The organism is Tianweitania sp. (genome assembly GCF_032053605.1).
Taxonomy (GTDB): domain Bacteria; phylum Pseudomonadota; class Alphaproteobacteria; order Rhizobiales; family Rhizobiaceae; genus Tianweitania.
The window spans coordinates 17,720-29,163 of the sequence record NZ_DAMBUH010000042.1 but is presented as its reverse complement, the minus strand read 5'-3'; the positions used below and the strand labels follow the sequence as shown (position 1 = coordinate 29,163).

At 62.1% G+C, this 11,444-nt stretch carries 10 protein-coding genes; 4 read left to right on the top strand and 6 right to left on the bottom strand.

Annotated features, from left to right (window positions below; translation table 11 throughout):
- The 4 genes from RTX98_RS11425 to RTX98_RS11410 form a co-directional block, all read left to right on the top strand.
- On the top strand, positions 1–1,286 hold a 1,286-nt coding region (locus RTX98_RS11425; RefSeq protein WP_312796686.1), incomplete at its 5' end, for a transketolase-like TK C-terminal-containing protein.
- Positions 1,287–1,342: 56 nt separating this feature from the next.
- Entirely contained in the window at positions 1,343–2,350 is a 1,008-nt protein-coding gene (gene gap / locus RTX98_RS11420; RefSeq protein ID WP_312796685.1) for a type I glyceraldehyde-3-phosphate dehydrogenase, read from the top strand.
- A 163-nt stretch (positions 2,351–2,513) separates the two neighbouring features.
- Positions 2,514–3,710: a phosphoglycerate kinase gene (locus tag RTX98_RS11415; RefSeq protein ID WP_312796684.1), complete on the top strand. Its 1,197-nt coding sequence runs from the start codon at positions 2,514–2,516 to the stop codon at positions 3,708–3,710.
- 153 nt (positions 3,711–3,863) lie between these two features.
- Positions 3,864–4,889 (top strand): class I fructose-bisphosphate aldolase, encoded by a 1,026-nt coding sequence (locus RTX98_RS11410; RefSeq protein WP_312796683.1) that lies wholly within the window; start codon positions 3,864–3,866, stop codon positions 4,887–4,889.
- Between the two features lie 105 nt (positions 4,890–4,994).
- Here RTX98_RS11410 and RTX98_RS11405 read toward each other — a convergent pair whose 3' ends face one another.
- The 6 genes from RTX98_RS11405 to RTX98_RS11380 all read right to left on the bottom strand — a co-directional run bounded on the left by RTX98_RS11405 (position 4,995) and on the right by RTX98_RS11380 (position 11,440).
- Positions 4,995–5,387 (bottom strand): ester cyclase, encoded by a 393-nt coding sequence (locus RTX98_RS11405; protein ID WP_312796682.1) that lies wholly within the window; start codon positions 5,385–5,387, stop codon positions 4,995–4,997.
- Positions 5,388–5,396: 9 nt separating this feature from the next.
- Positions 5,397–6,236, bottom strand: a complete 840-nt coding sequence (locus tag RTX98_RS11400) for an alkaline phosphatase family protein (protein WP_312796681.1) — start codon at positions 6,234–6,236, stop codon at positions 5,397–5,399.
- Positions 6,237–6,301: 65 nt separating this feature from the next.
- Complete coding sequence (locus RTX98_RS11395; RefSeq protein ID WP_312796680.1) at positions 6,302–7,891, bottom strand: ABC transporter substrate-binding protein; 1,590 nt, start codon at positions 7,889–7,891, stop codon at positions 6,302–6,304.
- Positions 7,892–7,983: 92 nt separating this feature from the next.
- Entirely contained in the window at positions 7,984–9,660 is a 1,677-nt protein-coding gene (locus RTX98_RS11390; RefSeq protein WP_312796679.1) for an ABC transporter ATP-binding protein, read from the bottom strand.
- Positions 9,660–10,481 (bottom strand): ABC transporter permease, encoded by an 822-nt coding sequence (locus tag RTX98_RS11385; protein WP_189505753.1) that lies wholly within the window; start codon positions 10,479–10,481, stop codon positions 9,660–9,662. Before RTX98_RS11385 ends, RTX98_RS11390 begins: the two co-directional genes overlap by 1 nt.
- Positions 10,478–11,440, bottom strand: a complete 963-nt coding sequence (locus tag RTX98_RS11380; RefSeq protein ID WP_312796677.1) for an ABC transporter permease — start codon at positions 11,438–11,440, stop codon at positions 10,478–10,480. The genes RTX98_RS11385 and RTX98_RS11380 overlap by 4 nt, the downstream gene beginning before the upstream one ends.
- Positions 11,441–11,444: the final 4 nt, after the last annotated feature.

Below are 11,444 nucleotides of genomic sequence, written 5' to 3'. Positions count from 1 at the left end.
CCGACAAGCCGAGCCTGATCGCTTGCCCCACCACGATCGGCTTCGGCGCGCCGACCCGCGCCGGTACCAGCAAGGCGCATGGTTCGCCGCTGGGCGCGGAAGAAATCACGGCCACCCGCAAGGCGCTCAACTGGGGGTCCGAGCCTTTCGTGGTGCCGTCCGATGTGCTCGACGCCTGGCGTCTGGCCGGCCTCAATGCCGCCAAGTCGTGCAAGGCCTGGCAGGAACACTTCAACACGCTGGATGCCGAACTGAAGGGCGAGTTCGAACGCCGCTTCCGTGGCGACCTGCCGGCGGGCTTCGATGAAGCCATCGTTGAATACAAGAAGAAGCTCTCGGCCGAGAAGCCAAAGGTTGCGACCCGCAAGTCCTCGGAAATGGCGCTCGAGGTCATCAACGGCGTTGTGCCCGATACGATCGGCGGTTCGGCCGATCTGACCGGCTCCAACAACACCAAGACCAGCCAGACCAAGCCGCTTTCGGCAGATGATTATTCCGGCCGTTATGTTTACTACGGCATCCGCGAGCACGGCATGGCCGCTGCCATGAACGGCATTGCCTTGCATGGCGGTGCGATCCCTTACGGCGGCACCTTCCTGACCTTCTCGGATTATGCGCGGCCGTCGATGCGTCTGGCCTCGCTGATGCATATCCGCGTCGTGTTCGTGATGACGCATGACTCGATCGGCCTTGGCGAAGACGGCCCGACCCACCAGCCGGTAGAGCATCTGGCAGCCCTTCGCTGCATCCCGAACCATCATGTGATGCGTCCGGCCGATGCGGTGGAAGCCGTGGAATGCTGGCAGGCTGCGCTGGAGTCGAAGGATACGCCTTCGACGCTGGCTCTTACCCGCCAGAACCTGCCGGTTCTGCGCACCGAGCATACGGACGAGAACAAGTCGGCGCGCGGCGCCTACGAACTCGTCGGTGACAGCGACGCCAAGGTCACGATCTTCGCGACCGGTTCGGAAGTCGAGATCGCCGTTGGAGCCCGCGACAAGCTGAAGGCCGCCGGCATTGCTGCCCGCGTCGTGTCCGTTCCCTGCATGGAACTGTTCGAAGAACAGAGCGACGAGTACAAGCGCGCCATCATCGGCAATGCCTCGGTGAAGATCGCGATCGAAGCCGGCATCCGCCAGGGCTGGGATCACCTGATCGGCTCCGACGGCGTCTTCATCGGCATGAGCGATTTCGGCGCCAGCGGCAGCATCGAGGATCTTTACCCGCATTTCGGCATCACCGCGGATGCGGCTGCTGAAGCGGCGCAGAAGCGTCTCGCCGCCTGATTGAAACGCATACACAGCACAGCTGATCGCCTGATCCAGTTTTTTGGGAGAGTGGAATGACTGTTAAAGTTGCCATCAACGGTTTTGGTCGTATCGGCCGCAACATCCTTCGCGCCATCCATGAGAATGGCCGCGAGGATATCGAAGTCGTGGCAATCAACGATCTGGGCCCGGTGGAAACCAATGCGCATCTGCTGCGCTTCGATTCCATCCACGGCAAGTATCCCGGCAAGATCGAAGTCGATGGCGACGCGATCGTGGTGGATGGCAAGCGCATCAAGGTCACCGCGGTAAAGAACCCGGCTGAGCTGCCGCATGGCGACCTCGGCGTCGATATTGCCCTGGAATGCACGGGCATCTTCACCTCGAAGGAAAAGGCGTCCGCCCACCTTCAGGCTGGTGCCAAGCGCGTGATCGTGTCGGCTCCTGCCGACGGCGCCGACCTGACGGTTGTTTACGGCGTCAACCACGACAAGCTGACCAAGGACCACATCGTCATCTCGAATGCGTCCTGCACCACCAACTGCCTGGCGCCGGTTGCTTACGTGCTGCACCAGGCTGTGGGGATCGAGAAGGGCTTCATGACCACGATCCACTCCTATACGGGGGATCAGCCGACGCTCGACACGATGCACAAGGATCTTTACCGCGCCCGCGCTGCTGCGCTGTCGCAGATCCCGACCTCGACCGGCGCCGCCAAGGCCGTCGGCCTGGTTCTACCGGAACTCAAGGGCAAGCTCGACGGCTCCTCGATCCGCGTGCCGACCCCGAACGTGTCGGTGGTCGACCTCAAGTTCGTGGCTTCGCGCAACACCACGGTTGCCGAGATCAACGAAGCCGTCACGGCTGCCGCCAACGGTCCGCTAAAGGGCGTGCTGGCTGTCACCGACCAGCCGAATGTCTCGATCGACTTCAACCACGATCCGCATTCCTCGACCTTCGCGCTCGACCAGACCAAGGTTCTCGAAGGCAACTTCGTGCGCATCCTGGCCTGGTACGACAACGAGTGGGGCTTCTCGAACCGCATGTGCGACACGGCCGTTGCCATGGGCAAGCTGATTTAAGCCGGTTCGGGCACCACCATCCTGATCGAAGGGCGTTCGGCATCGGCCGAGCGCCCTTTTTCTTATGATCCTTTAATCGATTTTGCCGGTCCGATGCGGCTTGCGCGAATGGAGCGCCTGCGGTCTATTCCGCGCACAAATCAGGACAGGGAGTTTCGGGCATATGGCGGCTTTTCGGACGCTGGACGACGCGGATGTGAACGGCAAGCGCGTGTTGGTGCGCGTTGATCTCAACGTGCCGATGCAGGACGGCAAGGTGTCTGATGCGACCCGCGTCGAGCGTGTGAAGCCGACGATCACCGAACTGGCCGACAAGGGCGCGCGCATCATCCTGCTCGCTCATTTCGGCCGCCCGAAAGGGGCGCCCGACGCGCAATATTCGCTGAAGCCGATTGCAGAAGCCGCAGCCGGCATCTTCGGCCGCCCGGTCGCCTTCGTGGAAGACTGCATTGGCGACAAGGCTGAGGCGTCTGCCAATGCGATCCAGGGCGGCGACATCCTGCTGTTCGAGAATACCCGCTTCCACAAGGGCGAGGAAAAGAACGATCCAAACTTCGCCAAGGCGCTGGCAAAATCCGGCGACATCTTCGTCAACGACGCCTTCTCGGCCGCCCATCGCGCCCATGCCTCCACCGAGGGCCTTGCCCATCTTCTGCCCGCTTATGCCGGCCGCACCATGCAGGCCGAGCTCGATGCGCTGGAGAAGGGCTTGGGCTCGCCGGAAAAGCCGGTCGTGGCGATTGTCGGCGGCGCAAAGGTTTCCACCAAGATCGACCTCCTGCAGAACCTCGTGACACGCGTCGACGCGCTGGTGATCGGCGGGGGCATGGCCAACACGTTCCTGGCCGCTCAAGGGGTAGATGTCGGCAAGTCGCTTTGCGAGCATGACCTTGCCGACACCGCAAAAACCATCCTCGCTGCTGCCGAAAAGGCCGGCTGCGCCATCGTCCTGCCGACCGACGCCGTTGTCGCCCGCGAGTTCAAGGCCAATGCCGCCAACGAAGTCGTGTCGGTGGATGCGGTGCCCGGCGATGCGATGATCCTCGATGTCGGCCCGGATACGGTGAAGGCCGTCAACCAGTGGATCGACAAGGCCAAGACGCTGGTCTGGAACGGCCCGCTCGGCGCCTTCGAGATCGCGCCGTTCGACAAGGCGACGGTCGCCGCCGCTCAGCATGCGGCCGAGCGCACCAAGGCTGGCGACCTCGTCTCGATCGCCGGTGGCGGCGACACGGTCTCGGCGCTCAACCATGCCGGTGTGGAAGAAGCCTTCACCTATGTCTCGACGGCCGGCGGCGCTTTCCTGGAGTGGATGGAAGGCAAGGATCTGCCGGGCGTGCAGGTTCTCAAGCAGGCCTGAGGCCGCTTGAAGCCGAAGACGCGGCGCGCTTCATGCGGCGTCTTCGGGGTCTAAACCGATTGAAAAAAGTTTCAATCGGTTCAACGTTTTAGGTGCTGTTCCCCTTCTTGGTTGCTTCTGGTATGGCCGCACCAACCCCAGCAGGAGACAGCAATGAGCGAACGGCTTGAAGACATCGCAGTGGCCATGGTTGCCGACGGCAAGGGCATCCTTGCCGCGGACGAAAGCTCCGGCACCATCAAGAAGCGCTTCGATGCGATCAAGGTCGAGTCCACGGCTGACAGCCGTCGCGATTACCGCGAAATGCTGTTCCGCTCCGACGAGGCGATGAGCAAGTACATCTCCGGCGTCATTCTGTACGACGAAACCCTGCGCCAGAAGGCCGTCGACGGCACGCCGCTCGCAGACCTCATCAAGGCTTCCGGCTCCATTCCTGGCATCAAGGTCGATGCCGGCGCCAAGGATCTCACGAACTTTCCCGGCGAAAGCATTACCGAAGGCCTCGATGGCCTGCGCGAACGTCTGGCCGAGTATTACGGCCTCGGCGCGCGCTTTGCCAAATGGCGCGGCGTGATCGCGATTGCCGAAGGCGTTCCGACCTGGGGCGCGGTGAAGCAGAACGCCCAGGCGCTCGCCCGCTATGCCGCCCTTTGCCAGGAAGCCGGCATCGTGCCGATCGTCGAGCCGGAAGTGCTGATGGACGTCGCGCCAGCCGATCATTCGATCGATCGCTGCGCCGAGGTCACCCAGTGGGTTCTGAAGACCGTGTTCGACGAGCTCTACGACGCGCGCGTTTCGCTTGAAGGCATGATCCTGAAGCCGAACATGATCATCGACGGCAAGAACGCCCGTAAGGCCGGGATCGAGGAAGTCGCGGAAAAGACCGTGCGCGTGCTCAAGGCCACCGTACCCTCCGCCGTTCCGGGCGTCGCCTTCCTGTCGGGTGGCCAGTCCGACGAAGAAGCCACCGCGCATCTCTCGGCCATGAACGCCAATTACGACCTGCCGTGGAAGCTCACCTTCTCCTACGGCCGCGCACTACAGGCCGCAGCGCTTCAGGCTTGGAGCGGCAAGACCGAAAACGTCGCCGTCGGCCAGCGCGCCTTCACCCACCGCGCCCGCATGAACTCGCTGGCAGCCACCGGCACCTGGAAAACGGATCTCGAACAGGCGGCTTGAAGCCCCGTCGAGATCGGAGGGCAAAAAGGCCGCTCGAAAGGGCGGCCTTTTTGTTTGCGTGGCGTTTGGAGCGAAGGCTTCTCGAAGCGAAGAGAACTGCCGGAACTAGCCGCCGAGTTGCGCTTCGATTGCCGCCTTGTCGATCACCGACCAGACCTCATGGATCTTGCCGGCTTCGAAACGGTAGAAGACGTTCTCGCAGAACGACACCCTTTGCCCGTTGACGGGTAATCCTAGAAACTCGGCTCGCGGCGTGCAGTTGAATTGCAGCCTTGCGGCGATCGTGGATCCTTCAGCAACAAGCATCAGGATGTTGAAGCTAAGATCTGGAATGTCGCGGTGATCCTTTTCCAGCATCTGCTGGTAGCCGGACAAGCCGATCAGCCCGCCGTTGTAGTGCACATCGCCGGCGACAAACGCTCCAAGCTGTGGCAAATCCTGCCTGTTCAAACAGTCTATGTAAGCCTCATAGATCGTGCGCAACTGGTCCGGCGTCATGTCCTTGTCTCAGCTTAGAAACGACTTCGCCTTCATCGTGTCGGGCACCGGCACCCCGAGCCTCGTCAGCACGGTGGGCGCCAGCTGCAGCTGATCGAGCAGCGTGTCTTCGGATGGGCCTTTGCCCTTGCCAAAGTAATACAACGCGAAATCCTGCATTTCGTCGTCATGGCCGCCGTGGTGGCCGCGGTCGGTCTGGCCGTGGTCGGCGGTGACGATGACCTCGTAGCCCGCCTTCAGCCAGCCGGGGAGGAAGGCTGCCAGCATAACGTCCATCATCACCAACGCCTCATCCATTTCGTGGCAGTCATGGCCGTAGCGATGGCCCATCGAGTCCAGCGTGCAGGTGTGGAGAATGCCGTAGTCGATGCCGTGGCGCTTGGTCAGCATGGTCAAGGTTGCGAACAGGTCGATGTCGCTCGGCGTCATCTGGTTGCGCAGGTTGTAGCCGCTCATTGTGTGGAAGCGGCCATGCGTGATCGGGCTGCCGGGCTCGTCATATTCCAGGTCTTCGATCGTATCGAAGGGGAAGCGCTTGAAGAACTCGGACCAGTAGGAATGTGTCACCGCACCCGTCTTGCCGCCAGCCTTCGTCACTTCGGAAAAGATGTCCGGCTGCTGGACGCGGTGGCGGATCGAGTTCGACAGGACGCCATGCACCTGCGGCGGCACGCCGGTGTGGATCGAGGCATAGCAGCAGGCCGAGATCGACGGCAGGACGGAGCGCATCTTCCACACGCGCGCATCGCCTGACTGCACCCATCCCTCCAGATTGCCCATGAAGCGGCGCCAGTTGCGCCAGGGAAGGCCATCAAGGATGATGAGGAGAAGCTTGTTGTTCAGCGCCATGATGGCAGCTCCTGAAACGCAGGAGGCAGCGGTTGCCCGCTGCCTCGGTGTAATCCCTTAGATGATTAGGCGGTTGCCCAGCATTCCGCCAGGCTGTAGCCGTCCATCAACTCGCCAGCGACGTGCTTGTTGTAGCCGCCGACCTTATTCGTGGCGACGGCGTCCATGAAGTCGTTGAAGAAGGGTACGATCAGCCCGCCTTCGTCGCGCATCAGCACGGCCATGTCGCGATAGATGCCCTTGCGCTTCTCTTCGTCGAGTTCGCCACGCGATGCCACCACCATCTGGTCCATCTGCGGGTTTTTAAAACGCGTGTCGTTCCAGTCGGCATTCGACGTGTAGCCGGTGGTGTACATCTGATTCTGCGTCGCCCGACCACCCCAATAGGACAGGCAGAAAGGCTGCTTGTTCCAGACTTCCGACCAATAGCCGTCACCTGGTTCGCGGCGCACCTCGATCGTGATGCCGCATTTGGCGGCACTTTGCTGGAACAGCTGCGCCGCGTCGATGGCGCCCGGGAAGGCGACGTCGGAGGTGCGCAAGAGGATCGAGCCGCTGTGACCCGATTTCTTATAGAACTCGGCCGCCTTTTCCGGGTCGAAGACGCGCTGTTCGATCCCTTCGGGGAAGAGCGGATAGGCCTTGTTGACGGGAAAGTCGTTGCCTACCGTGCCATAGCCGCGCAGGATCGTTTGCAGCATCTGCTCGCGATCCACCGCAAGCTTCAGCGCCATGCGCAGATCCTTGTTGTCGAAAGGCGGCGTGTCGCAGAACATGTTGATGGGATAATAACCCTTGCCCGACACGTTCTCGATCGACACGCCCGGCAGGCGCTTCACAAGGTCGACGATCTTCGGCTCGACGCGGTTGATGAAGTGCACCTGACCGCTTTGGAGCGCTGCCATACGTGCCGTCGGATCGTTCATCACGATGATCTCGACCTGGTCGGCGAAGCCCATATGCTCCTTGTCCCAGAAGTTCTCGAACCGCTTGCCGCCATAGCGGATGCCCGGCTCGTCCACTGTCACCTTGTAGGGGCCGGCTGAGATGCCCGATGTCGGGTTGTCCTTGCCGCCATTCGGCTGGATCAGCAGATGGTAGTCGGCAAGAAGATAGTTGAACTCGGCGTCGGGCTCCTTGAGCGTGATCACGACCTCGTTGCCACTCGCCTTGATCGTGTCGACATTGCCGAGAATGCCGAACGCGCCGGAGTTTGAGTTCTTGTCGGCGTGGCGCTCGATGGTCGCCGCCACGTCCTCGGCCGTTACCGTCTTGCCGTTGTGGAACTCCACCCCCTGGCGGATCTTCATCGTCCAGGTCTTGGCGTCCGACGATGGGCCAGCTTCTTCCGCGATGCGATTTTCGAGGCCACCGTCACGCGTCAGGCGGAACAGGAACTCGCCCCACTGCTTGCAGAAGTTGAACGGCACTTGGCTGAGGTTGAGCGCCGGATCGAGGCTGTTGGTGGATTCGCCACCCTGCAGACCGGCGCGCAGAATGCCGCCGCGAACGGGGCTTTGCGCCTGCGCGGCGCTCGACAGCATCGTATTGGCGAACGCAGCCGAGACGCCCAGTGCTGCAGCACGTCCAAGAAAGTCACGGCGCGACAGCTGGCCAGTCATGACACGGCGGCTGAGGAAGTCGAGTTCTGACATGGATACTCCTGTAAGCAAAACGTCGTTCCGACGATGGACCGGAACGACGTGGAAAGTCTTGAAAACAACATTTGTCGTTTAGCTGGCTAAGGTCAATTGCCTGCGCCTGCCATCTTGCGACCCTGGATCGCCTTTTCCAGCCAGCCGATCTCCATTTCGGGAACGGAGCGCAGGAGAAGGTCCGTGTAATCGTCGAAGGGCGGGGTGAGCACGGTGCTCTTGGAGCCATAGCGCACGACCTCGCCGCGATACATCACGGCAATGGAGTCGGCGATCGACTTCACGGTAGCGAGGTCATGCGTGATGAAGAGGTATGCGACGTCTTCTTCCGCCTGCAGGCCAAGCAGCAGTTCGAGGATGCCATGCGCCACCAATGGATCAAGCGCGCTGGTGACCTCGTCGCAGATGATCAGCTTGGGCTTGGCGGCGAGCGCTCGGGCGATGCAGACGCGCTGTTTCTGGCCGCCGGAGAGTTCGGCCGGATAGCGGTCGGCATAGCCCTTGCCCATCTCGATTTTTTCAAGCAGTTCGGCCACGCGCTGGTCGCGCTCGCGGCCGCGCATCTTGAAGTAGAATTCGAGCGGTCGGCCGATGATCGTGCCGACGGTCTGGCGCGGATTCATCGCGACATCCGCCATCTGGTAGATCATCTGCAATTCACGCAGATCGTTGCGCGTACGGTCGCTGAGCTTGTTGCCCAGCCTGCGGCCGTCGAAGGTGATCGAGCCTTCCATCGGCGGCAGCAGGCCGGTGATGGCGCGGGCGAGCGTCGATTTGCCGGAACCGGATTCGCCGACAACGGCCAGGGTCTGGCCAGGGAACACATCGACCGAGACGTTCTTCAGCACCTTGACCGTGCCGCCGCCGTAAGAGGCCGTCACGTTCTTCACCGACAAAACGGGCGTCACGCCCGGCGCATGTTCCTGATGCTCGATCTGGTGCACGGAAACGAGTGCATTCGTATAGGCCTGGCGCGGTTCCTTGATGATCTGGTGCGTGCCGCCCCATTCCACCAGTTTGCCATGACGCAGCACCATGATTTCGTCGGACACCTGCGCGACGACGGCCAGATCATGGGTGATGTAGAGCGCCGCCACATGCGTATCGCGGATTGCTTCCTTGATCGCCGCCAGCACGTCGATCTGCGTCGTCACGTCGAGCGCGGTGGTCGGCTCGTCGAAGACGATCAGGTCCGGCTCCGAGCACAGCGCCATCGCGGTCATGACGCGCTGCAGCTGGCCGCCGGACACCTGGTGCGGATAGCGCTCGCCGATCGTTTCGGGGTTCGGCAGGCTGAGCTTGCGGAAGAGTTCGATCGCGCGCTTTTCGGCTGCGGCGCGAGAGAGAACGCGATGTTCCAGGGCGGCTTCCACCACCTGGTCCATCAGCTTGTGCGCGGGGTTGAAGGCAGCGGCCGCCGATTGTGCGACATAGCAGACTTCGCGCCCGCGCATCCGGCGCAGACCACCGGCGCCGGTTTTGCGCAAGTCACGCCCGTTCAGCAGGATCTCGCCACCGGTGAGACGCACGCCGCCACGGCCGAAGCCCATGGAAGACAGGCCGATCGTGGACTTGCCGGCACCGGATTCGCCGATCAGGCCGAGCACCTTGCCACGTTCGAGCTTGAGCGAAACGTCGTCCACCAGAACGACGTCGCGCGGTTTCTCGCCGGGCGGATAGACGGTTGCCTCGATGCGCAGGTTGCGGATGTCGAGCAGGGCGCCGTCGGCACGTGGTTTGGGCCGGGCTCTTGATTGTGCTTCAGCCATCAACCACGGCCTCCCTTTAACGAGGTGGTCCGGTTCAGCACCCAGTCCGCCACGAGGTTGACGGAGATCGCCAGCGCCGCGATGGCAGCGGCCGGGATGAGGGCCGCGCCGATGCCGAACACGATGCCATCCTTGTTTTCCTTCACCATGCCGCCCCAATCCGCGTTCGGCGGTTGAACGCCGAGGCCCAGGAAGGAAAGCGCCGACAGGAACAGCACGGCATAGATGAAGCGCAGACCGAGTTCGGAAATCAGCGGCGACAGGGCGTTGGGCAGGATCTCGCGGAAGATAACCCAGCCCGTGCCTTCGCCGCGCAGGCGCGCCGCTTCCACGAAATCCATGACGTTGATGTCGACCGCAACCGCGCGCGACAGGCGGTACACGCGGGTGGAATCGAGGATGCCCATTACCAAGATCAGGGTCAGCATGGTGGAAGGCAGAACCGACAGAACGACGAGGCCGAAGATCAGCGTCGGGATCGACATAAGGAGGTCGACGAAGCGCGACATGATCGTGTCGAACCATCCACCGACCACGGCTGCGGTGAAGCCGAGCACGGCGCCCAGCGTAAAGGACAGCGCAGTGGCCAGCACCGCGATGAAGATCGTGGTGCGCGCGCCATAGATGATGCGTGTGAGCAGATCGCGGCCGATATTGTCGGTGCCGAGCCAATGCGCTGATGACATCGGCGCCCAAACTTCGCCGACGATCTCGCCATTGCCGAAGGGTGCGATCCATGGCGCGAAGATCGCCATGATCAGGAACATCGCGGTGAGGACCAATCCGATCAACGCGCCGATGGGGATACGGGCGATGCTCATTTCGGATGCCTCAGACGGGGATTAGCGAGGATCGCGGCGATGTCGGCCACCATGTTGAGCGTGATGTAGACGGCCGCGAAGATCAAACCGACCGCCTGTACGACCGGCACGTCGCGCTTGGAGACGTGGTCGACGAGATACTGCCCCATGCCGGGATAAACGAAGATCACTTCCACCACGACCACGCCCACCACGAGGAAAGCGAGGTTGAGCATCACCACATTGATGATCGGCGCGATGGCGTTCGGGAACGCGTGGCGGCGGATGATCTTGAGCGGGCTCAGGCCCTTCAGCTCGGCCGTTTCGATGTAAGCCGACTGCATCACGTTGAGCACGGCCGCACGCGTCATGCGCATCATATGGGCGAGCACAACCAGGGTCAGCGCGGTTGCCGGCAGCACCACGGCCTGAAGCCGTTGCAGGAAGCTCATGCTGTCATAAACGGTCGAGCTCGCGGGAAACCATTGCAGCTTCACGGCAAAAACCAGGATCAGCAGATAGCCGATGAAGAATTCCGGCAGCGAGGTCGAGGCCAGCGCAAAGCCGGAAATCGCCTTGTCGATGATGCCGTTGCGATAGCGCACCGCCAACAGGCCGAGCAGGATGGCCAGCGGCACCGACACGACGGCGGCGCAGGCTGCAAGGAAGAGCGTGTTCGCCAGGCGTCCGCTCAGGGCCGTTGCGATGTCGCGTTTGTTCGACAACGCGGTGCCGAGATCACCTTGCAGGATGCCGAACAGCCAGCGGAAATAGCGGATGTAAGCGGGATCGTTGAGCCCCAGCTCGCGGCGCAGGTTTTCCAACGCTTGCGGCGTTGCAGCCTGACCGAGAATGGACTGGGCGACATCGCCCGGAAGGATCTGCGTGCCGGCGAAGATCAACACCGACACGGCCAGAAGGAGAAGAACGCCCAGCGCAACACGCTGGGCGATCAGTTTTGCGACGGTTGCACCCCCCATGAAA